This window comes from Nioella sediminis (assembly GCF_001879695.1).
GTDB classification, from domain to species: Bacteria; Pseudomonadota; Alphaproteobacteria; order Rhodobacterales; family Rhodobacteraceae; genus Nioella; species Nioella sediminis.
This window is the reverse complement of sequence record NZ_MNBL01000115.1, coordinates 71,809-92,289: the sequence shown is the minus strand read 5'-3', so window position 1 is coordinate 92,289 and position 20,481 is coordinate 71,809. Positions and strand designations below refer to the sequence as shown.

21 protein-coding genes are annotated in these 20,481 nt (G+C 63.9%); 10 read left to right on the top strand and 11 right to left on the bottom strand.

Annotation, left to right across the window (positions count from 1 at the left end; translation table 11 throughout):
* Window positions 1-163 precede the first annotated feature (163 nt).
* The 6 genes from BKY26_RS14755 to BKY26_RS20060 form a co-directional block, all read right to left on the bottom strand.
* Window positions 164-1,336, bottom strand: coding sequence for a lytic murein transglycosylase (locus BKY26_RS14755; RefSeq protein ID WP_071691152.1), 1,173 nt, complete (start codon window positions 1,334-1,336; stop codon window positions 164-166).
* A gap of 44 nt (window positions 1,337-1,380) precedes the next feature.
* Window positions 1,381-2,289, bottom strand: a complete 909-nt coding sequence (gene cbiB, locus BKY26_RS14750) for an adenosylcobinamide-phosphate synthase CbiB (RefSeq protein ID WP_071691151.1) — start codon at window positions 2,287-2,289, stop codon at window positions 1,381-1,383.
* Window positions 2,286-3,236 carry a threonine-phosphate decarboxylase CobD gene (cobD, locus tag BKY26_RS14745; protein WP_071691150.1) on the bottom strand — a complete coding sequence of 317 codons (951 nt, stop codon included), beginning with the start codon at window positions 3,234-3,236 and terminating at the stop codon, window positions 2,286-2,288. Before cobD ends, cbiB begins: the two co-directional genes overlap by 4 nt.
* Before the next feature lie 39 nt (window positions 3,237-3,275).
* Window positions 3,276-4,265: a glutathione S-transferase family protein gene (locus BKY26_RS14740; protein ID WP_071691149.1), complete on the bottom strand. Its 990-nt coding sequence runs from the start codon at window positions 4,263-4,265 to the stop codon at window positions 3,276-3,278.
* A gap of 187 nt (window positions 4,266-4,452) precedes the next feature.
* Window positions 4,453-5,016, bottom strand: coding sequence for a CGNR zinc finger domain-containing protein (locus tag BKY26_RS14735; RefSeq protein ID WP_071691148.1), 564 nt, complete (start codon window positions 5,014-5,016; stop codon window positions 4,453-4,455).
* Window positions 5,013-5,279: a hypothetical protein gene (locus tag BKY26_RS20060; RefSeq protein ID WP_071691147.1), complete on the bottom strand. Its 267-nt coding sequence runs from the start codon at window positions 5,277-5,279 to the stop codon at window positions 5,013-5,015. The genes BKY26_RS14735 and BKY26_RS20060 overlap by 4 nt, the downstream gene beginning before the upstream one ends.
* Before the next feature lie 176 nt (window positions 5,280-5,455).
* Here BKY26_RS20060 and BKY26_RS14725 point away from each other — a divergent pair, with 176 nt between their 5' ends.
* From BKY26_RS14725 to BKY26_RS14705, 5 genes are all read left to right on the top strand, one after another.
* Window positions 5,456-5,812 carry a hypothetical protein gene (locus tag BKY26_RS14725; protein ID WP_071691146.1) on the top strand — a complete coding sequence of 119 codons (357 nt, stop codon included), beginning with the start codon at window positions 5,456-5,458 and terminating at the stop codon, window positions 5,810-5,812.
* Between the two features lie 90 nt (window positions 5,813-5,902).
* On the top strand, window positions 5,903-6,904 hold the full coding sequence (gene dgcN, locus BKY26_RS14720) for an N-acetyltransferase DgcN (protein ID WP_071691145.1): 1,002 nt from the start codon (window positions 5,903-5,905) through the stop codon (window positions 6,902-6,904).
* Window positions 6,904-7,866, top strand: a complete 963-nt coding sequence (gene dgcA / locus BKY26_RS14715) for an N-acetyl-D-Glu racemase DgcA (protein ID WP_131541881.1) — start codon at window positions 6,904-6,906, stop codon at window positions 7,864-7,866. Before dgcN ends, dgcA begins: the two co-directional genes overlap by 1 nt.
* Window positions 7,867-8,126: 260 nt before the next feature.
* Entirely contained in the window at window positions 8,127-9,959 is a 1,833-nt protein-coding gene (gene ilvD, locus BKY26_RS14710; protein WP_071691143.1) for a dihydroxy-acid dehydratase, read from the top strand.
* Between the two features lie 13 nt (window positions 9,960-9,972).
* Window positions 9,973-10,836, top strand: a complete 864-nt coding sequence (locus BKY26_RS14705; RefSeq protein ID WP_071691142.1) for a D-amino-acid transaminase — start codon at window positions 9,973-9,975, stop codon at window positions 10,834-10,836.
* Between the two features lie 52 nt (window positions 10,837-10,888).
* Here the strand turns inward: BKY26_RS14705 and BKY26_RS14700 are convergent, their stop codons facing one another.
* Window positions 10,889-12,172, bottom strand: a complete 1,284-nt coding sequence (locus tag BKY26_RS14700; protein ID WP_071691141.1) for a DEAD/DEAH box helicase — start codon at window positions 12,170-12,172, stop codon at window positions 10,889-10,891.
* A gap of 340 nt (window positions 12,173-12,512) precedes the next feature.
* Between BKY26_RS14700 and BKY26_RS14695 the strand changes: the two genes are divergently transcribed.
* Together BKY26_RS14695 and BKY26_RS14690 are read left to right on the top strand one after the other, a co-directional pair.
* Entirely contained in the window at window positions 12,513-13,535 is a 1,023-nt protein-coding gene (locus BKY26_RS14695; protein WP_071691140.1) for an aspartate-semialdehyde dehydrogenase, read from the top strand.
* A gap of 72 nt (window positions 13,536-13,607) precedes the next feature.
* Window positions 13,608-15,233 (top strand): mucoidy inhibitor MuiA family protein, encoded by a 1,626-nt coding sequence (locus tag BKY26_RS14690; RefSeq protein WP_071691139.1) that lies wholly within the window; start codon window positions 13,608-13,610, stop codon window positions 15,231-15,233.
* Between the two features lie 16 nt (window positions 15,234-15,249).
* Here the strand turns inward: BKY26_RS14690 and BKY26_RS14685 are convergent, their stop codons facing one another.
* From BKY26_RS14685 to BKY26_RS14675, 3 genes are read right to left on the bottom strand one after another with little or no spacing between them, the layout of a single operon-like run.
* Window positions 15,250-15,561, bottom strand: a complete 312-nt coding sequence (locus BKY26_RS14685) for a P-II family nitrogen regulator (RefSeq protein ID WP_071691138.1) — start codon at window positions 15,559-15,561, stop codon at window positions 15,250-15,252.
* A 3-nt stretch (window positions 15,562-15,564) separates the two neighbouring features.
* Window positions 15,565-16,551: a sodium-dependent bicarbonate transport family permease gene (locus BKY26_RS14680; RefSeq protein ID WP_071691137.1), complete on the bottom strand. Its 987-nt coding sequence runs from the start codon at window positions 16,549-16,551 to the stop codon at window positions 15,565-15,567.
* 56 nt (window positions 16,552-16,607) lie between these two features.
* Window positions 16,608-17,258, bottom strand: coding sequence for a carbonic anhydrase (locus BKY26_RS14675; protein ID WP_071691136.1), 651 nt, complete (start codon window positions 17,256-17,258; stop codon window positions 16,608-16,610).
* A 141-nt stretch (window positions 17,259-17,399) separates the two neighbouring features.
* Here BKY26_RS14675 and BKY26_RS14670 point away from each other — a divergent pair, with 141 nt between their 5' ends.
* The 3 genes from BKY26_RS14670 (at window position 17,400) to BKY26_RS14660 (ending at window position 20,061) form a co-directional block, all read left to right on the top strand.
* Window positions 17,400-17,777, top strand: a complete 378-nt coding sequence (locus BKY26_RS14670; protein WP_071691135.1) for a hypothetical protein — start codon at window positions 17,400-17,402, stop codon at window positions 17,775-17,777.
* A 63-nt stretch (window positions 17,778-17,840) separates the two neighbouring features.
* Window positions 17,841-19,229: a leucyl aminopeptidase family protein gene (locus tag BKY26_RS14665; RefSeq protein ID WP_071691134.1), complete on the top strand. Its 1,389-nt coding sequence runs from the start codon at window positions 17,841-17,843 to the stop codon at window positions 19,227-19,229.
* Window positions 19,222-20,061: a C40 family peptidase gene (locus BKY26_RS14660; protein WP_071691133.1), complete on the top strand. Its 840-nt coding sequence runs from the start codon at window positions 19,222-19,224 to the stop codon at window positions 20,059-20,061. The genes BKY26_RS14665 and BKY26_RS14660 overlap by 8 nt, the downstream gene beginning before the upstream one ends.
* A gap of 4 nt (window positions 20,062-20,065) precedes the next feature.
* Here BKY26_RS14660 and BKY26_RS14655 read toward each other — a convergent pair whose 3' ends face one another.
* Window positions 20,066-20,404: a DUF2794 domain-containing protein gene (locus BKY26_RS14655; protein WP_071691159.1), complete on the bottom strand. Its 339-nt coding sequence runs from the start codon at window positions 20,402-20,404 to the stop codon at window positions 20,066-20,068.
* Window positions 20,405-20,481: the final 77 nt, after the last annotated feature.

Here is a 20,481-nt window from a genome sequence, read left to right as displayed (position 1 = left end):
CTCCGCCGGAGGCATCCCGCACCAACCGCCTTCACCGCAGTCAGATCTGATGACCGGACCTGGCATTCTTCCGTGGCAACGCGGACCGACGAGGCCTCCGGCGTCAGCCGGGGGTTGAGGAGGGCCGCTCCCGGGTCGACGCGCGATGCGCGGCGAAACCGGATTACAGCCTGCGCAGCAGTTCCGTCGTGGGCCAGGCATCGGCGGGCATCCCAAGACGTTGCTGTTCCGCCTGCACCGCCGCTCGGGTGCGTGCACCCAAGATCCCGTCGATTCCGCCCACGTCATGACCCAAGGCGGTCAGCCGCTGCTGCAATTGCCGCATCTGGGTCTGGTCGAGGCCCGGGTCGGGATTGCCCGCGTTATAGACCGGCGCGCCTTCCAGCCGCGTGGCGAAATAGGCGGCCGTGGTCACGTAGACAAAGCTCTGGTTCCACTCGAACAGCACGGAATAATTCGGATAGGCCATGAAGAGGGGACCGTTCCGCCCCTGCGGTGCCACGATGGATGCCTGAAGCCCCGTATTCGTCAGCGATCCATTGCGCCCCCGAATGCCCATCTGCTGCCATTGCGACACGCGGCGCGTGGTTTCCAGCCCAGAGAGGGACCAGTCGAAATTCGATGGCACCTCGATCTCCACCAGCCAGGGCTGGTTCGCCTGCCAGCCAAGGCTGCGCAACATATTGGCGCCGGACATCAGCGCATCGGGGGCGGAGTTCTGCAAATCCACATGCCCGTCACCGTCGCCATCGATGCCCCGGTCACGGATGTCTTCGGGCAGCATCTGCACCATCCCGATCTCACCGGCCCAGGCCCCGGTGGTGTTGCGCGGGTCCAGATCGCCGGATTCGAACAGGTCGAGCGCCGCAAAGACCTGCGGGCGGAACAGTTCTGGCCTGCGGCAGTCATGGGCCAGCGTCACCAGCGAGTTCACCGTGTTGTAGTCGCCCTGGAAGGCCCCGAAATCGGTCTCGAAGGCCCAGAAGGCCAGCAGCACGCCACGGCTCACACCCAGTTCCCGCTCCATCCGGTCGAAGACGCTGCGATAGCGCTCGGCGTTGGTACGACCATTGTTGATCCGGTTCTGGCTGATCAGGCGGCGCGAGAATTCGACGAACGGGGTGGCAAAGATCCCTTGCCGCCGGTCGGCATTCAGCGTGGCCTGATCCTGGCTCACGCCGTTGAAGAACGCGTTGACGCTTTGCGCGGAGTGGCCGTTGCGCAGGGCCTCCTGCCGCAGCCCGTCAACAAAGGCCGAAAAACTGCCGCCGCATTGTTGCGCATGGGCGGCGGTGGAAAGGACAAGGGTCAGAAGGGTCGCTGAAATCAGTCGCATGGGAAAATCCTGTGGCTGTTGTTGGGCGAGAGATTAACAGGCGCTCAGAACAGGGCAAGCACCAGTGTGACCGCGCCAAACGCCGCCCAGACCCGCCAGAGCACGGATATGGAGGCATCGACCTCCGCCACCCCGATCTCCCGCGCACCGCTGCCATTGACCCAAGGAAAGTCCCGCGTTTCCCCGTGATAGCTGCGCGGGCCGGACAGGGCCACGTCCAGCACCCCCGCCATCGCGGCCTCTGGCCATCCCGCATTGGGTGACCGGTGAAGGCGCGCGTCCTGACGGATCACGTCGACGGCGCGATCCGACCAGAAGGCCAGCGCAATCAGCCCCGCGGTGATGCGTGCGGGAATCCAGTTCAGCACATCATCAAGCCGCGCGGCCGCCCATCCGAACTCCTCATGCCGCGGCGTGCGATAGCCGATCATGGAATCGGCGGTGTTCACCGCCTTGTAGATCAGGATGCCCGGCAACCCGCCAATGAGGTACCAGAAGGCGGGCGCGATGACCCCGTCCGAGAAGTTCTCGGCGGCACTTTCAATCGCGGCCCGCGCCACGGCGGGCTCATCCATGCCACTGGTGTCCCGGCCCACGATCATCGCGACCGCACGCCGCCCTTCGCCCGCGCCATAGCGCAGCCCGTCGGCCACCGCCTGCACGTGCTGCACAAGGCTTTTCTGTGCCAGCAGGATCGCCGCCCCGATCAGGGACCAAAGCCAGCCAAGGGGTAAGGCCTCGATGATCACACCAAGCAGCCCCGCGCCCGCGACCAGCGCCATCACCACCAGAATGCCGTTGTCCCGCCGGGGGGCGCGATTGAATTCCGCATCACACCAGCCGATCACGCGCCCCATCAGCACAGCAGGATGCGGCACCCGCGACCAGAGCCAGCGCGGCTCTCCCATCACGGCATCGAGCGCCATGGCCCCAAGCAGCAGCCAGGCGGTCATGACAGAGCCTCCTCCAGCCGTGCCCAATGGGCGTCCGGTCCCGGCAGGCCAAGTCTCAGCCAACGGTCCGAATAGGGGAAAATCCGGCTCCAGATATGGTACTGTGCCAGCCGGTCCTGCCAGGCCGCCGCGTCACCAACATCGTAAAGGCGGAAGAGCGTCGTGCCGCCCACAACCGTAGACCCCGCGCCTGTCATCATCCCGTCCAGCCGGTCCGCATCGCGCGCCAGCCGCGCGCGGGTCGTCTCAGCCCAGTCCCGATCGCGCAGCGCAGCAGCGCCGGTTGCCAACCCCGGACCGGACACCGCCCATGGCCCGATCATCTCGGCCAGACGGTCAATCGTTTCGGGCCGCGCAATGGCAAAGCCCAACCGCAACCCCGCCAGCCCCCAGAACTTGCCAAAGCTCTTCAGCACGATCACCCCCGGACGCTCCGCCATATGGACGAGGCTCTGCCCCGGCATCACGTCGCCAAAGCTTTCGTCGATCACCGTCAGGGGTCTATCCCCCTCCAACTCTGCCGCGCTCCAGACCCGGCCATCTGGGTTGTTGGGATGCACCACGACACGCGCGCCGCCCTCTCCCGCCTTCCAGCCATGGGCGCGGAAGGCGGCCCAGTGTTCGTTATAGGTGGGGGCGGGGATGTGGACCCGGCCAGTGGGCACAAGCGCCGGAATGCGCGCAATCAGCGCCGAGGCACCGGGCGCTGCAAGAATAGCTGCACCCTCAGGAACGCCCCAAAACGCCCGCGCCGCCGCATAAAGCGCATCGAACGCCGCCCTATCTGGCAGCGCCGTCCAGGCATCGGCGGGAAAGTCCGGCACCGGGTAGGGCAGGGGGTTGATCCCGGTCGAGAGGTCGATCCAATCCGCCCGCGCGCCGCCATAGCGGGCAACCGCGCCGTCCACACCGCCGCCATGATCGCGTTTGCCTTCGATCCCGGTCATCGCCGTCCCCTTTTCGCCGGGAACGGTTCAACCCGATTTTCAGGCCGCCCGCAATGCCTCTCGCCCATGCGGGGTCTCCCAGTCGATCTGGGGCCCGATTGGAATGATCCGATGCGGATTGATGCTGTCGTGGCTGTAATGGTAATGGCGGATGAAATGGTCGAACTGCACCACGTCCCGGATACCGGGCCATTGGTAAAGCTCCCGCGCCCATCCCCACAGGTTCGGATAGTCGATGATCCGCGCCCGGTTGCACTTGAAATGCTGGTGATAGACCGCGTCGAACCGGGCAATGGTGGGGAAAAGCCGCCAATCGGCCTCGGTGATACTGTCGCCCGCCAGATAGCGGTTCCGTGACAGGATATCCTCGATCCAGTCCAGCGCCTCGAAAAGCGTGTGAACGGCGCTGTCATAGGCCTGCTGCGACGTGGCGAAGCCCGCCTTGTAAACCCCGTTATTCACCGCGTCATAGATCCGCGCATTCAGCGCGTCGATCCGATCCTGCAACCTGTCCGGGTAGAAATCCCGTGTATCCCCGGTGATTCCGTTAAAGGCCGTATTGAACATGCGGATGATTTCCGAGCTTTCGTTCGACACGATGGTATCGCGGCCCTTGTCCCACAGGATCGGCACGGTCACGCGACCCGTCATGTCGGGCTTGGCGCGGAGGTAGATGTCGCGGGCGAAGTCCGAGCCGAACAGCCGGTCACCCGTCGCACCGGGAAAATCATCGGAAAAGGTCCAGCCGTCCGACAGCATGTCGGGATGCACGACAGACACGTCGATATGATCGGTCAGCCCCTTCAGACTGCGGAAAATCATCGTGCGATTGGCCCAGGGGCAGGCATGGCTGACATAGAGATGATAGCGGCCGCTTTCGGCCTTGAAGCCGCCTTCGCCGGTGGGGCCGGGCGCGCCATCAGCGGTCACCCAGTTGCGAAACTGCGCCTCGCTGCGTTTGAACGCGCCGTCCGTGGATTTGGTGTCGTACCATTTATCCACCCAATGTCCGTCGACCAACATACCCATTCCTGCGCTCCTTCCGATTGCTTGTCTGCAACCTAGTCGCCACGGCAGCGCAGGCCACCTTCAACAGCGCAGGGCCTGCCTGCCCCAGTGCACAGATCCTGCCTTTTCCTTGTGCAAATACCCCGGGGAGCGCGAGGGGCAGCGCCCCTCGCACGGGTCGACGCCGAAGGCGGCGAAATCAGTTGAATCAAGCGGCGTGCCGTTGACGCGCGCGGAAGCTTTCGGCCTTGGCGCGGTTGCCGCAACGCGACATGGAACACCAGCGTCGCCCAACACCACGGCCCTTGTCGATGAACAGATGCGTGCAGCGGCGGCATTCGCGCAGCCGCCCGAACTGGTCGGATCGCAGCAGCTCGTCCATCGACAGCACCAGCTGTTCATAGACACGCCCAAGCGGGCTTGCGGCGACTGTCAGGCCGGTATCGCCAATGCCGATTTCAGCATCCTGATAGACGGCCTTCAGCGCCTCGGTCAGATACAGCCCGTCTTCCCGACCCGGCGCGCGACCTGCCGCGATGGCGGAAAAGGCGGCGTAGGCCGTTTCCCTGAGCGTCAGGATCTTGCGAAGCTGCATCGGCGTGACAGGTTCTGACGGGGCCGCAAAGCCCTCTTCTTTCAGCAGGCGCACCAGCACGGTGGCGTTCTGAAAACTGTCGATCCGCCGCGTCTTTCCGTCATCGGCAACGGTATTCAAGAAGGTCAGGAACGGGTGGCCCGCGCCCGGTTCAGAGCGTGAAATCGCCTTGGTCATTTGTACTGCACCGCCTCGGAATGGTCTTTTCTTTCTTTCGGTGTGCATATGGTGCCGTAGGGTGTGCGGCAAGTAAAGCACCGGATCGCCGCGCCGGGGTCCGCCTGCGGCGCGCCGCCGATTCCCGGAAAACCGGTCTTCATGGGACGAGAAGGCAAGTCGCCACGGGTGTAGCGAAGCTCGATCATGCCAGCGCCAAACTCCGGTTTGAGCGTCCGGCCGAGACGGGACAGGCAGGAGCGGACAGGCGCTTTGGCGATCATACCGCTTGGGCGAAGGCCGGTTCGTCTGGTTGTTACATGCCACCCTTAAGGGAACTTGCACCCGATTTCGGATAGTGTGGCCCGAATGCGACGTGCTGCGATGCGGCGGGGCTGTGGCCTTGTCCGAATCTGTCCGAGGTCCAAATTGACCGAAGGAAGCCCCAAGGATCCGTGCGATGTCAGATTTTCTGCCCAAGGAAGTGATGGATGGCCTGCGCGCCGCCCAGAAGAAGGCCGAGCGCAAGCGCAGCCGCCGCTCCGTGCATGTGGGTGATGACGTCTATCCGATCCTGCAATTCGCGGAAGAAGGCTTCGCGCTGGATGCCGAATACGCCCCACATCTACGGGGATTGGTCGATATCTACGAGGGGCCGAAGCACCTGTATCAGGCCCTGATCGTGGCATCGGAAATCAAGGGCGACCTGATGCGCTATGAATTCAAGCGCAATACGGTTGCTTCCGATCATGCACCGCGCGACTTCTATCAGGAACAGGACGCACCTATCGCGCTGCTGGACTGGTCGAAACCCTGAATTTGGCCTTTGCATCGGATGGCTGTCCCGCTGTAAGCGATCTGAAACGCGCCGTTTTGCGCTCTCCAATTCTGCTTGCCGAGGTTCCCGATGATCCAGACTCCTTACCTGTTGTTCCTGGGCGACGCGCCCGATCAACTCGCCGCAAAAGTGGCGCAGGGCATCCGCGACTGGCGGCCTGACAATGCCGTGGGCCAGTTCCGGATGGAGGGCTGCGGTGCCGATGTCAAACTGCCCGACATGGACCTTGCCGCCGCGAAGGAGGCCGGGGCCAAGACGCTGGTCGTTGGTGTCGCCAACCGGGGTGGCGTGATCAGCCAGGAATGGAAGAAGGTGCTGGTGATGGCGCTGGAGGAAGGGTTCGACCTCGCCTCCGGCCTGCACAACCTGCTGAGGGATGAGCCCGATCTGGTGGCCGTTGCCGAAGCCACCGGGCGCAAGCTGCATGACGTGCGCATCCCGGATGTGAAATACCCGATTGCCAATGGCGTGAAACGATCCGGCAAGCGCTGCCTTGCCGTGGGCACCGATTGTTCCGTAGGCAAGATGTACACCTCGCTGGCCATGGATCTCGAGATGAAGAAACGCGGCATGAAGTCCAGCTTCCGCGCAACCGGGCAAACCGGTATTCTGGTTACCGGCAACGGTGTACCGCTCGATGCCGTCATCGCCGATTTCATGGCAGGCTCCGTCGAATGGCTGACCCCTGACAATGACGACGATCACTGGGATCATATCGAGGGGCAGGGCAGCCTGTTCCACGTCTCCTATTCCGGCGTAACCATGGCGCTGATCCACGGCGGCCAGCCCGACGCGCTGATCCTGAGCCATGAGCCAACCCGCGCCCATATGCGTGGCCTGCCGGGTTATGACCTGCCCTCGCTGGAGGCCCTGCGCGACATGGCCCTGCCGCTCGCGCGTATCGCCAACCCCGCCTGCCAGGTGGTCGGCATTTCGGTCAACACCTCGAACATGGGCGAGGATGAGGCACTATCCTATCTGGAAGCGACCGAGAAGCGGATGGGTCTGCCCGCCGTCGACCCGTTCCGGCAGGGCGCGGGTCGCCTTGTGGATGCGCTCGACGCGATCTGATGCTGTCCGTTACCGCCGATACCTTCCGGCTGGCGCAGGTCTTCACCATCGCCCGCGGCAGCCGGACCGAAGCTCATGTCCTGACCGTCCGCGCCTTTGCCGATGGCGTTGTGGGGCAGGGGGAATGCGTGCCCTATGCCCGTTATGGCGAAACGCTGGAGAGTGTGACTGAGCAGATCGAGGGGTTGCCCGAGGGCATTTCCCGGCAGGATCTGCAGGATGCCCTGCCCGCAGGCGCCGCCCGCAATGCCGTGGATTGCGCCCTGTGGGATCTGGCCGCGAAACAGACCGGTGCGCCGGTGTGGCAACTGGCGGGGCTGTCCGCGCCGCGCCCGATGATCACCGCCTATACGCTGTCACTGGATACGCCCGAGAACATGCGCGCTGAAGCCGCGAAACACGCGCATCGGCCTTTGCTGAAAATCAAGCTCGGCACCCCCGATGACATGGCCCGGCTGGAGGCGGTTCGTGAGGGCGCGCCTAAGTCCCCCATCATCGTCGACGCGAATGAGGGCTGGACGGCAGAGGTCTATGCCGACCTCGCCCCCCACCTCCTGCGCCTTGGCGTGCAGATGGTGGAACAGCCGCTGCCTGCCGGTCAGGACGACATGCTCGGGGAAATCGAACGCCCCTTGCCCGTCTGCGCCGATGAAAGCTGCCATGACCGCGTCAGCCTGCCGGGGCTGAAGGGCAAGTACGACATGGTCAACATCAAGCTGGACAAGACCGGCGGGTTGACCGAAGCGCTCGCCCTGCGCGACGCCGCCCGCGCCGAGGGCTATCAGGTCATGGTCGGCTGCATGGTGGGATCATCCCTCGCCATGGCCCCCGCCGTTCTGGTCGCGCAAGGGGCTGAGGTGGTGGACCTCGATGGACCCTTGCTGCTGGCCGAAGACCGGGACGCGCCGCTGGTCTACGACGCCGCCGGGGTGCACCCGGCGAGTGCGGAGCTGTGGGGGTGAGCATTGCCCGCGCGGAATCAAGGGCGTCAGCCCGCCGCGCCATCGCCGACGCGCCCCCACGCGGAGGCGATTTGGGTGACGTCGGCGAGACGGTTGAGGTCGCCCGGGTATGGCAGGGATAAAGTGAACTGATCACAGGTCGGATCGCCCCCGCGCGCGTCGTCAATGGTGCGGCTACCGATGCAATGATTTCCCCTTTCCCCATATGGCCCTCCCCCGATCTTTGCGCTAAGCAAATCCCGCTCGACAGGAGGACCGACATGCCCAGATACCGTTCCCGCACGACCACCCATGGCCGCAACATGGCCGGCGCCCGTGGCCTTTGGCGCGCCACCGGGATGACCGATGGCGATTGGGACAAGCCCATCATCGCCATCGTGAACAGCTTTACCCAGTTCGTGCCGGGGCATGTGCATCTGAAAGACCTCGGCCAGATGGTCGCGCGCGAGGTCGAGGCGGCGGGCGGGGTCGCCAAGGAGTTTAACACCATCGCGGTCGATGACGGCATCGCCATGGGCCATGACGGGATGCTGTATAGCCTGCCGAGCCGGGAGGTCATCGCGGACAGCGTCGAATACATGGTCAACGCCCATTGTGCCGATGCGATGGTCTGCATCTCGAACTGCGACAAGATCACGCCCGGCATGCTGATGGCGGCGATGCGGCTCAATATCCCCGCGATTTTCGTCTCGGGTGGCCCGATGGAAGCGGGCAAGATCGACATTGCCGATCTGGAGATGACCAAGATCGACCTCGTGGATGCGATGGTTGCCGCCGCGAACGATGCCTTCACCGATGAACAGGTGCAGCATATCGAGGAAAACGCCTGCCCGACCTGCGGGTCCTGTTCCGGCATGTTCACCGCGAACTCGATGAACTGTCTGGCGGAGGCTTTGGGTCTTGCTCTGCCGGGCAACGGCTCGACGCTCGCCACCCATTCCGACCGCAAGGGCCTGTTTCTGGAGGCCGGTCGCAAGATCGTCGAGATCGCCAAGCGCCACTATGAGGGCGAGGAAAAGGGCCTGCTGCCGCGCGAGATCGCCACTTTTGAAGCGTTCGAGAACGCGATGAGCCTCGACATTGCCATGGGCGGGTCCACCAACACCGTGCTGCACCTGCTGGCCATCGCGCATGAGGGCGAGGTGGATTTCACCATGACCGACATGGACAGGCTCAGCCGCAAGGTGCCATGTCTCTGCAAGGTCGCGCCCAACACCGCGAACGTCCATATGGAGGACGTGCACCGGGCCGGCGGCATCTTCTCGATCTTGGGCGAACTCAGCCGCGCGGGCCTGCTGCACAATGAGTGTCACACCGTGCATTCCAGCACAATGGGTGAGGCGATTGCCAAGTGGGATATCGCGGTGGCGAATAACCCCGAGGCGGAAAGCCTGTTCAAGGCAGCCCCCGGCGGTGTGCGCACGACCCAGGCCTTCAGCCAGTCGAACCGCTACAAGGAACTGGACACCGACCGTACCAACGGCGTGATCCGCGACAAGGAAAATGCCTTCAGCCAGGACGGGGGCCTTGCGGTTCTGTTCGGCAATATCGCGCTGGATGGGTGCATCGTGAAAACCGCAGGCGTGGATGCGTCGATCCTGCAATTCACCGGTACTGCCCATGTCTGCGAAAGCCAGGATGAGGCCGTCAGCAACATCCTGACCGGCAAGGTGAAAGAGGGCGACGTGGTGGTGATCCGCTACGAAGGGCCGCGCGGCGGGCCGGGGATGCAGGAAATGCTCTATCCGACGTCCTACCTGAAATCCAAAGGCCTGGGCAAAGCCTGCGCGCTGCTGACGGACGGGCGTTTTTCCGGCGGCACGTCGGGTCTGTCGATCGGCCATGTCTCGCCCGAGGCAGCGGAAGGCGGGGCGATTGGCCTCGTGCAGAACGGCGACAGGATCGAGATCGACATCCCCAACCGCACCATCAACCTCGCCGTGTCGGACGAGGAATTGGCCGCGCGCCGCGCCGCGCAAGAGGCCGCCGGGTGGAAGCCCGCCAAGCCGCGCGCCCGCAAGGTTTCGACCGCGCTCAAAGCTTATGCCGCCCTCACCACCAGCGCCGCCAAGGGCGCCGTTCGCCAAGTCTGAGAAGGAAACAAGAATGACCCGCACTGTCTATGTGAATGGCGACTACCTGCCGGAAAATGAAGCGAAGGTGTCCATCTTCGATCGGGGGTTTCTCTTTGCCGATGGCGTCTACGAGGTGACCAGCGTGCTCGGCGGCAAGCTGATTGACTTCGCCGGTCACGCCAAGCGGCTGGAACGCTCGCTGAATGAGCTGGATATGGCAAACCCGATCAGCACCGAGGACTTGCTGGAGGTTCACCGTCAGTTGGTTGAACGGAACGGCATCACCGATGGCCTGATCTACCTGCAAATCACCCGTGGCGCGCCCGATGACCGCGATTTCGCCTTCCCGCCCGCAGACACCGCGCCGACCATCGTTCTGTTCACCCAGAACAAGCCCGGTTTGGCGGATGCCCCGCAGGCCAAGACCGGCATGAAGGTGATTTCGGTCGAAGACCTCCGGTGGGGCCGCCGTGATATCAAGACGGTTCAGCTGCTCTACCCCTCGCTTGGCAAGATGGCCGCGAAAAAGGCGGGCTGCGATGACGCGTGGATGGTCGAGGATGGCTTCGTGACCGAGGGCACCTCGAACAACGCCTATATCGTCACAAAGGACGGCACCATCGTGACCCGGCAGCTGTCGAACGACATCCTGCACGGGATCACCCGCGCCGCCGTGCTTCGCTTTGCCCGCGAGGCGCAGATGAAGGTGGAAGAGCGTCCCTTCACAATCGAGGAAGCGCAGAACGCGGCAGAGGCTTTCGTGACCTCCGCCTCCGCCTTCGTGATGCCGGTTGTGGAGATCGACGGTCAACCCGTGGGCACCGGCAAGGTCGGCGACATCGCCCCGCGCATCCGCGAGATCTATCTTGAGGAAATGCGCAAGGCAGCGATCTGAGCTGACTCGACTCCAGATAAAAGAAAGGGCCGCGAAGTGCGGCCCTTTTTCATTATGCGGCCGGCTTGCGGCGTTGTTTGTTGCGGCGTGCCTGACGCGGCTTGGCCGGGGCCTGACCCTGGCTTTGCCCGTGGCCACCACCACCAGACCGGCGACGGCGTTGCCCCCCGCCCCCTCCGCGCTTGGGCTTGTCTTCCTTCACCGGTTCCGGGCGCCGGCCACTTGCAACAGGGATCGAGATCTTCATGACCTTCTCGATATCCTTCAGCTGATCGACCTCTTCGGCACAGCAGAAGGCAATTGCCTCGCCATCCTTGCCGGCACGGGCGGTGCGCCCGATGCGGTGAACGTAGTTGTCGGGCACGTCGGGCAGGTCGTAGTTGTAGACGGTACGCACATCGGGAATGTCGATGCCACGGGCGGCCACGTCGGTCGCCACGAGGATCTTCACCTGCCCGTCCTTGAACGCCTTGATGGCGCGGTCGCGCTGACCCTGGCTCTTGTTGCCATGAATGGATGCGGCGTCGAACCCGTCGGCAACCAGCCCCTTCATCAGCTTCTCCGCGCCATGTTTGGTGCGGGAGAAGACGAGGCTCAGCGTATCGGGGTGGCGGCGCAGAAGCTCGCGCAGCAGGGCGGGCTTTTCGCTTTTGGCGATGAAATGGATGCACTGCGTCACCTTGTCGGCAGCTTTACCCGGCGGCGAGACCTGCACTTTGCGCGGGTTCGTCAGGTAGGTGCGCGACAGCTCCTCCATCTGCTTGGGCATGGTGGCCGAAAACAGCATGGTCTGACGCGGCGTGCCCAATGCGGGCGCAATCCGGCGCAGCGCATGGATAAAGCCGAGGTCCAGCATCTGGTCGGCCTCGTCCAGCACCAGGAACTGGGCCAGGTCCAGCCGCACCGCGCGGCGGTCCATCAGGTCGATCAGGCGACCGGGGGTGGCCACCAGAATATCGGTGCCGCGTTCGAGGAAGCGCATCTGGACGTTGATCGACTGCCCGCCGACAACGGTGCCAACGCGCAGGTGAGAGCCCTTCACATAAGCCCGCAGGTTCTCGGCAATCTGGTTGGTCAGTTCGCGCGTCGGCGCAAGGACCAGCGCCTTGACGGATTTGGGTTCACGCTTGCCCTGATGGGTCAGCAGGTGTTCCACCAGCGGCAGGCCGAAGGCCGCAGTCTTGCCTGTTCCGGTCTGGGCAAGGCCCATGATGTCGTGCCCGGCCAGCGCCAGCGGGATCGCCTGGTTCTGGATGGGTGTCGGAGTGTCGTAGCCTGCGGATTTCACCGCGGCCAGCAGGGTCGGCGAGAGGCCGAGCATATCGAAATCGAACACGTGTTTCCTTTCCTCCGGCGCGTTTCGTCGCGCGCGGGGTCAAAATAGGTCATACCCCCGGAAGCCGGGGGCGGCGTAGGGTGCGGTCGGGCGCTCTGACCCCCGGGCGTATCCCGGGAAACCGGCCTGACCGTCAGACCCTGCGTGATGGGGACTGGGAATTCTTTCGTGCCGTGAACGCGAGGTGCGACAGGGTCGCAATGGGGCGTTCGGCTCACGCGGCCAAAGGGCACGGGTGTCACATGTTCGCAATTGCAGCATAAGTCAAGCCTGTTGCCCCTTTTGATTCCCTCGGGCTTGCGGTATGTGGCGCGCTGTTCCCAACCAAGAGGACAAAATCATGGGCTACAAAGTTGCCGTTGTCGGCGCCACGGGTAACGTGGGCCGCGAAATGCTGAACATCCTGGCCGAGCGCCAGTTCCCGGTGGATGAGATCGCCGCACTGGCATCGCGCCGTTCGCTTGGGACCGAGTGCAGCTTCGGTGACACCACACTGAAAACCCAGGATCTGGATACATTCGATTTCACCGGGTGGGACATTGCGCTCTTCGCCATTGGCTCGGACGCGACCAAGCAATATGCCCCCAAGGCCGCCAAGGCGGGTTGCATCGTCATCGATAACAGCTCGCTCTACCGCTACGACCCGGATATTCCGCTGGTCGTGCCCGAGGTGAACCCCGAGGCCGTTGATGGCTATGCAAAGAAGAACATCATCGCGAATCCCAACTGCTCGACCGCGCAGATGGTGGTGGCGCTGAAGCCGCTGCATGACCGTGCGCGGATCAAGCGGGTGGTGGTCAGCACCTACCAGTCGGTTTCCGGCACCGGCAAGGACGCGATCGACGAGCTGTGGGACCAGACCAAGGGCATGTATGTTCCGGGTCAGGAAGTGGCCCCCAAGGTCTACCCCAAGCAGATCGCCTTCAACGTGATTCCCCATATCGACGTCTTCATGGAAGACGGTTCGACCAAGGAAGAATGGAAGATGGTGGCCGAAACCAAGAAGATCGTGGACCCCTCGATCAAGGTCACGGCAACCTGCGTGCGGGTGCCGGTTTTCGTGGGCCATTCCGAAGCGATCAACATCGAGTTCGAAGAGTTCATCGACGAAGACGAGGTCCGCGATATCCTGCGCGAGGCGCCGGGTATCCTGGTGGTCGACAAGCGCGAGGCCGGTGGCTACGTGACGCCGGTGGAATGCGTGGGCGATTACGCCACTTTCATCAGCCGCATCCGTCAGGACAGCACCATAGAAAACGGCATCAACCTGTGGTGCGTGTCCGACAACCTGCGCAAGGGCGCGGCGCTAAATGCGGTGCAGATCGCCGAAACGCTCGGCAATCGGGTGCTGAAAAAGGGCTGAGCCGAAAGGCCGCTTGACGACTCGACAAAGAAGATAAACCCTCCTCGCACAACCTGCTTGGAGGGTTTTTCAATGAAATTTCATGTATTTGCGATTAGCGTTCTGACGGCGGGCATGGCCCATGCCGACGACATCCCCCTGCGCGCCGACGTGACCCACGCCACGATCTATGGCGGCGCGGCCGAGGTGACGCGTCAAGCAACGGTGACCGTCCCCGCAGGCGCACATCGGCTGCTGGTGCCGGTCCCGTCCTATATGCAGGATGCCGGTGTCGTCAGCGCCGCGCTGTCGGACGGCACCCCGCTTGGCCCGGTGCGTCTGGAATTGGCCCCCGGTTTCGAGGACGGCCAGTTCGACACGCCTGCACAGGCCGCCCTGCGCGCCCGGATCGAGGCGCTGGAGGCCGAGATCGAAGAGGCAGAGGATCAGCTTGCCCATATCGAAGCGGGTCTTGGCACGATTGCCCTGCAACGTCGCTATCTGGAAAGCTACGCCTCCAGCGCCTCGGGCGAGGTGACGGCCCCGGATGAAATCGGCGCGGTGATGAGCGAGCTTGGCCAGCAGATGGAGGGGCTGGTCACGGAGCTGTTCGAAGGCGAACGCCAGCAGGATGAACAGATCATGGTGATCGCCGATCTTCAGTTTGAGTTGAGTGAAGCAGAGGCAGAGCTGCGCGCGCTTTACCCGCTTGGTGCAGACAGCATTGCGCTTGCCATTCCGGTTGCGGTTTCGGCCGATGCAGAACTGCCTGTTGTCCTCACCCATACGTTAAGCGGCTTCGGCTGGAACATGAGCTACACCGCGCGCCTGTCGACGGTTGAAAACACATTGTCGCTAGACCGAACTGCACGGTTGGAAAGCGTCCTGCCAGACCGGTGGGAAGGGGTCGCCCTGACCCTGTCAGGCGAGGAATGGGGGCAGGTGCTGGACATGACGGGCGTCTGGCCCTCGCCTGCGCGGATCGAAGAAGAACGCCCGCCAGAGATCTTCCAGGATCGGATCGCAGGCGGGGCCTTTGTCGCGCCGGTGATGGAACCCGTGGTCGTGTCAGAGGACAGCGCCTCATTCGACAGTTTCGGCCTGTCCTTCAACGCCACAGTCGCCACCCCCCAAACCCTTAGCGAGGGCGAGGACACGCTGGTGCCCTTCGATACGCTCAGCTTCGACCCGGAGATCACCATCGAGGCCAATCCCCGCCATGACGACACCGCCTTCCTGATCGCGCGGGCCGAGAACACGACCGGCCAACCGCTGATCCCCGGCGACATGGCCGTCTATCGTGACGCCGCTTTCCTGTCGGATTTGTATCTGGACACCGTCCCCCCCGGTGGCGAACTGGAACTGCCCTTCGGATCTGTGGATCACCTGCAACTGTTCTGGCGGGATCTGTCGCGGAATGAGGGCGACGAGGGGTTTTTCAACCGGTCCAACGTGCAGCGGCAGGTGGTGGAATTTGGCGTGACCAATGTCTCGGACCAGCCCGAAGATGTGCGCATCCTCTACGCCGTGCCATACACGGAACAGGAGGATCTGGAACTGGACCTGACCCTGTCGATTGCGCCAAGCGTCGAAAACCTCGACGGTCGGCGCGGTATCCATGCCTGGGATCTGACCGTCGGTGCGGGCGAAACCCGCACCATCCGGATGGAGGCTGATATGTCCTGGCCCGAGGGCTACGACCTTTACTGGCGTCCGTGAGGGACGGGGCCGGGTGTCAGAACCGCTCGGCCCGCAGCACCTCGCAGTCGGTGACGCTGACCACGCCGATATGACGCTCCACCACGGCAAAGGCCGCTTCCAGCAGCGCGTCAAGCCGGTCTGGTTTGATGATGCAGACAACGGCCAGCATCCCGCCCGCCCGGCTGACTTGGCCCGCGCGGCTCCACTCCCCTGACCGGCCCGACCCGCCCTTGACGGGCAGGATGGTGTAACCCGTCACATCCGCCTTGCGCAGCGCCTCGGTCAGGCGGCGTTCCATCATCGATTCGATGATGATCTCGACACGTTTTGCCTTGTGGGTCTGCATGGGTCAGCCTCCGGTCACGGTGCGGGCAATGGCCAGGTAGATCGGAATGCCCAGGGTCAGGTTGAAGGGGAAGGTGACGCCAAGCGACAGCGTCAGGTAGATCGACGGATTCGCCTCTGGCAGAGCCACGCGCATGGCCGCCGGCACCGCGATGTAAGAGGCCGAGGCCGACAGCACCATGAACAGCGCCACGCCCCCCGCCGACAGGCCGATCAGCATCCCTGCGGCAAGGCCAAAGAGACTGCCCACCAGCGGCATGACGATCCCGAAGGCCAGCAGGCCGGGCCGCAGAACCCCCGCCGCACTACGCAGACCGCGCCCCGCAACCAGCCCCATATCAAGAAGGAAAAGGCAGAGCACACCTTGGAAGGGCGCAACGATGAAGCTCTCGATCCGGGCCAGCCCGTCCGCCCCGGTGATCGCGCCGATCAGGAACGACCCGATCAGCAGCACGATGGAGCCATTGAGCAGGATTTCCCGCAGCAGCTCGCCATCCATCTCTTCGCTGTTCGATTTGTCCCCGTAGCGCGCGATCAGCCACAGCGCGGCAAGGATGGCGGGCGCCTCCATCGCGGCGGCAACGGCGACCATGAAGCCCTCGCCCGCCAGCCCCGCAGAATCGAGCACCGAGGTGCCTGCCACGAAGGTCACGATAGAGATCGAGCCGTAATGCGCAGCGACGGCGGCGGCGTTGGTGACGTCCAGCCCCGACATGACGCGCAGCAAGGCGAAGGCGACCAACGGCAAAACGAAGGACAACACCACGCCCGCCACCAAAGACAGGATCAGCGCCGTGTCCACCCCGTGCGACGCCACACTGGCCCCGCCCTTGAAGCCGATGGCGAACAGCAGATAGAGCGACATGGCCTTGGCCACGGCCTCTGGCACCGTCAGATCGGATTTCGCATAGGCGGCAGCGAATCCAAGCACGAAAAAGAGGATGATGGGCGACAGCAGGTTCTCTGCCGCCAGCGAAAGTATCTGGTCCATGTCGTCCCCACATTCCGACGGGCTGTTCAGAGGCCGCAGAACGGTTCCGAAATTCCCTACACTTTTACGAAGGAATTAGTGCCGGGATCGTACATTTCCAAGGCCCCGGACGCGATTTCATTCCACAACCCGTGCAGGCTGAGCCGCCCGTCCTCGACGGCCTCCGACACGAAGGGAAAGGTCATCAGGTTGGCCAGAGACACCAGCACCGAGCGCTGTTCCAGCACCTTTTGCCGTTCCTGTTCATCGGTGATGTCAGCGGTCTCTTCACAAGCCGGACGCAGGATATCCATCCAGCGGCCCACGAAACTGGTGGGCTGCTCAAGCTCGGGCGCGTTGCCCGATACCATCTGGATGCAGCCATTCACGCCGCCGCAATTGGAATGGCCCAGAACCATGATGTTGGCGACCTTCAGCGCCGTGACCGCATATTCCACCGCCGCCGATGTGCCGTGGTGATCGCCGTCGGGCGCATAGGGCGGCACCAGGTTGGCGATGTTGCGGTGAATGAAGAACTCGCCCGATTCAGCCCCGAAGATCGAGGTGACATGAACCCGGCTGTCGCAGCAGGAGATCACCATGGCGCGGGGGCGCTGGCCTTCCTCTGCAAGGCGGCGAAACCAGGCCTGGTTCTCGGAAAATTCGGTTGCTTTCCAGCTGTGGTAGCGCCGTGTCAGGTATGTCGGCAGGGGGGAAACGTATTTCATCTAGCGTCCTCTGTCGTCGCGTCGACCCTGATAGGCTGCATTCCCCGAAAGTTCGAGGTTTTTTTGGTCGCGGGCCTAACGGTTTCTTCAGCAAGCCGGGGCACAGTCCCCCTATCCGTGGGGGCGGAAGTGGAGTGAGTGATGGAGCAGGATGTAAGCAGGCTGCGGCCGGAAGAACCCGCGCGGTTCAATCCCGAACGGCTGGAACTCCTTTGTGACGAAATCGGGGAAATCCGCGCAGAGCATGAAGTTGCCAGCGCGTTGCAGGCGATCAATCTGCATCTTCAGAATATCCGGTGCCTGCATCCGGTCGGGGCCGATTTGCTGCGCCCGGTCCGCAATCTGGCCGCAGCCTCGGACCGGATCGGCATGGCAACACTGGCACGGGTGGCCCGCGATGTGCTGGCCTGTATCGGCAGCGGCGATCCGGTGGCCCTGGCCGCCACCCATGCCCGTTTGCTGCGGGTCGGCGAAAGATCCATCCATGCAATCTGGGATCTGGAGGATGTAACCGGCTGATCAACCTTGCAGACACAGCCCGTCACGTTAGGTTGTCGCCAGCCTTTTTTGTGACGGATGACCATGGACAGACGTTTTTCCCCCGCCGATCCCGGCGCGATCCCGGTGACCTGTATCGACCCCGATGCGCTGGATGACTCGCTTGCGGGACTGCCCGCCGCACACTCCGCCTGGGCGCGGTCGACCGGCTTTGCCGCAGGTCTTGGGGAAACCTGTCTGCTACCGGATGCGGATGGCGGTATCGCCCATGTGCTGCTTGGACGCGGCACCGCCGATGCACGGGCCCGCAAGCGCTTTGCACTCGGGGCGGCGCTGGCCGCGTTGCCTGAGGGAACCTACCAGATGCCGGATGGGTTGTCCGAGGGGGAACAGGAAGAGGCCGCGCTTGGTTGGCTGCTCTCGGGCTACCGCTTTGGCCGCTACAAGAACGCCCCCGTGCCAAAGGCGCGGCTTGTCGCGCCAGCGGGGCTGGACGCCCCTGCACTGGAAAACATCGCAGCGGGCGAGGCACTGACCCGCGACCTGATCAACACCCCGGCCAGCGATATGGGCCCGGATCAGCTGGAAGATGCGGTGCGGGCGCTGGCGGACGGATTCGGCGCGTCGATCTCTGTCACCAGGGGCGAAGACCTGCTGACCGCCAATTTCCCGATGATCCACGCCGTTGGCCGCGCCGCCGCACAGGACCCGCGCCTGATCGAGATGACCTGGGGCAGCACCGGCCCGCTTGTCACGCTGGTCGGCAAGGGTGTCTGTTTCGACACCGGTGGCCTGAACCTCAAACCCGGCGCCTCCATGGGCCTGATGAAGAAGGACATGGGCGGATCGGCCACGGTCCTTGGCCTCGCGCGGATGATCATGGGGGCGGGCATGGCACTGCGCCTGCGCGTCCTGATTCCGGCGGTGGAAAACGCGGTGGCGGGCAATGCCTTCCGCCCCGGTGACATCCTGACCGCGCGCAACGGCCTGACGGTCGAGATCAACAACACCGATGCCGAGGGGCGGCTTGTGCTGGCCGATGCGCTGGCGCTGGCCAGCGAAACACCCCCCGATCTGCTGATCTGCATGGCCACCCTGACCGGCGCTGCTCGGGTTGCCGTGGGCCCGGACATCGCGCCGTTCTATACCGACGATGACGCGTTTGCCGGGGCGCTGGCCGACTCTGCAACTCGCGTTGCGGACCCGGTCTGGCGGATGCCCTTCCACATGCCTTACGAGGCGATGATCGAACCCGGCATAGCCGATCTGGACAATGCGCCGAAGGGGGGCTTTGCAGGGTCAATCACCGCCGCGCTGTTCCTGCGGCGCTTCGCCGGGGACGTGCCGCGCTTCTGTCATTTCGATATCTATGGTTGGCAGCCCTCTGACGCGCCCGCCCGGCCCAAGGGCGGCGTCGGGCAGGCTGCGCGGGCGATCCTTGCCGCCCTGCCCGAGGTTCTGAGCAATGACTGATCCGCGCATCACTCCCACCAATGGCCGCGTGGCGCATGTCAGCCTTGAAGGGCAGGTCGAGGCCGAGAAATTCGTGCAAGGCAGACGCATGATGGTGATGCAGCCCATGGCCAACATCACCGACGAACCGCGCGGCAAGCGGGTCAGCCAGTTGCTGTTCGGCGAGGTCTTTCACGTTCTCGAAACCGATGACGGCTTCGCCTTCGGGCAGTCCGAACGGGACGGGCAGGTGGGCTACATGCTGTCCGGCGCGCTGGCCTCGCCCGAGCAGCCGACCCACTGGATCACGGCCCCCGCCACGCATCTCTACCCCAAGCCCGATCTCAAGGCCCCGCCCGAGGTCGCCATTTTCTTCGGCTCTCAGGTCAAGGTGGTGGGGGAACGCGACGACTATGTCCGCATCCACACCGGCCATTTCATCCCGCGCCCGCATCTGCAACCGATCCGCGCCCGTTTTGGCGATCCGGTCGGGGTGGCGGACCTGTTCCTGGGGTCGCCTTACCTGTGGGGCGGGCCCAGCCGGTGGGGCATCGACTGTTCGGGCCTCGTGCAGATGGCCCTGCTGGCCTGCGGCGTCGACTGCCCGCGCGACAGCGATCAGCAGATGGTGTTGGGACGAGAGCTGCACCACGGCGAACCCTTCGTGCGAGGCGATCTGGTGTTCTGGCAGGGGCATGTGGGCTTCATGGCGAATGAGCGCATGTTGCTGCACGCCAATGCCACCCACATGGCCGTGGCCTATGAGCCGCTGAAAGATGCGGCCGCAAGAATCGAAGACAAGGGCGAAGGCCCGATCACGGCGCGGCGCAGGTTTCTGAAACCCGGCGGCTGAGGCGCTATTCGACCACCCGGATCAGCTTGCGTTCCAGCACCCGCAGCACGGTTTTCAGGTCGTGTCCGCGTTTCAGAATGCGCCCGTCCATGCCGATGACGGAATACTGCCCCTGCCGGTCGCGCAGCTTCGGGCGCTTTTCGATCCGGTAGATGGGATGTTCCGCTGTGCGCCGGAAGACGGAAAAGACCGCCACCTCCCTCAGGCAGGATATCCCGTAATCGCGCCATTCCCCGGCAGCCACCATGCGCCCGTAAAGGCCCAGGATAACGCCAAGCTCCGTCCGGTGAAACGCCACCTGTTCCGGCTGCGGGGGGACCGGACCCCTGGGCTGAATTTGCATGTCCATGATGCGAGCTTGGCCCTCATGTCGCGACTTATCAAGACCTGCCCTGCAATTGCCACGAAAGAGCCGCTGGA

Coding starts and splice junctions, on each gene's coding strand:
- cbiB (WP_071691151.1), bottom strand. CDS start 2,289: ATGACCGCCTGGCTGCTGCTTGGGGCCATGGCGCTCGATGCCGTGATG.
- BKY26_RS14755 (WP_071691152.1), bottom strand. CDS start 1,336: ATGCGACTGATTTCAGCGACCCTTCTGACCCTTGTCCTTTCCACCGCC.
- BKY26_RS14705 (WP_071691142.1), top strand. CDS start 9,973: ATGACCCGCACTGTCTATGTGAATGGCGACTACCTGCCGGAAAATGAA.
- BKY26_RS14735 (WP_071691148.1), bottom strand. CDS start 5,016: ATGACCAAGGCGATTTCACGCTCTGAACCGGGCGCGGGCCACCCGTTC.
- BKY26_RS14675 (WP_071691136.1), bottom strand. CDS start 17,258: ATGAAATACGTTTCCCCCCTGCCGACATACCTGACACGGCGCTACCAC.
- ilvD (WP_071691143.1), top strand. CDS start 8,127: ATGCCCAGATACCGTTCCCGCACGACCACCCATGGCCGCAACATGGCC.
- dgcA (WP_131541881.1), top strand. CDS start 6,904: ATGCTGTCCGTTACCGCCGATACCTTCCGGCTGGCGCAGGTCTTCACC.
- BKY26_RS14680 (WP_071691137.1), bottom strand. CDS start 16,551: ATGGACCAGATACTTTCGCTGGCGGCAGAGAACCTGCTGTCGCCCATC.
- BKY26_RS14685 (WP_071691138.1), bottom strand. CDS start 15,561: ATGCAGACCCACAAGGCAAAACGTGTCGAGATCATCATCGAATCGATG.
- BKY26_RS14725 (WP_071691146.1), top strand. CDS start 5,456: ATGTCAGATTTTCTGCCCAAGGAAGTGATGGATGGCCTGCGCGCCGCC.
- BKY26_RS14665 (WP_071691134.1), top strand. CDS start 17,841: ATGGACAGACGTTTTTCCCCCGCCGATCCCGGCGCGATCCCGGTGACC.
- BKY26_RS20060 (WP_071691147.1), bottom strand. CDS start 5,279: ATGATCGCCAAAGCGCCTGTCCGCTCCTGCCTGTCCCGTCTCGGCCGG.
- BKY26_RS14670 (WP_071691135.1), top strand. CDS start 17,400: ATGGAGCAGGATGTAAGCAGGCTGCGGCCGGAAGAACCCGCGCGGTTC.
- BKY26_RS14740 (WP_071691149.1), bottom strand. CDS start 4,265: ATGGGTATGTTGGTCGACGGACATTGGGTGGATAAATGGTACGACACC.
- BKY26_RS14660 (WP_071691133.1), top strand. CDS start 19,222: ATGACTGATCCGCGCATCACTCCCACCAATGGCCGCGTGGCGCATGTC.
- BKY26_RS14690 (WP_071691139.1), top strand. CDS start 13,608: ATGAAATTTCATGTATTTGCGATTAGCGTTCTGACGGCGGGCATGGCC.
- BKY26_RS14695 (WP_071691140.1), top strand. CDS start 12,513: ATGGGCTACAAAGTTGCCGTTGTCGGCGCCACGGGTAACGTGGGCCGC.
- BKY26_RS14655 (WP_071691159.1), bottom strand. CDS start 20,404: ATGCAAATTCAGCCCAGGGGTCCGGTCCCCCCGCAGCCGGAACAGGTG.
- dgcN (WP_071691145.1), top strand. CDS start 5,903: ATGATCCAGACTCCTTACCTGTTGTTCCTGGGCGACGCGCCCGATCAA.
- cobD (WP_071691150.1), bottom strand. CDS start 3,236: ATGACCGGGATCGAAGGCAAACGCGATCATGGCGGCGGTGTGGACGGC.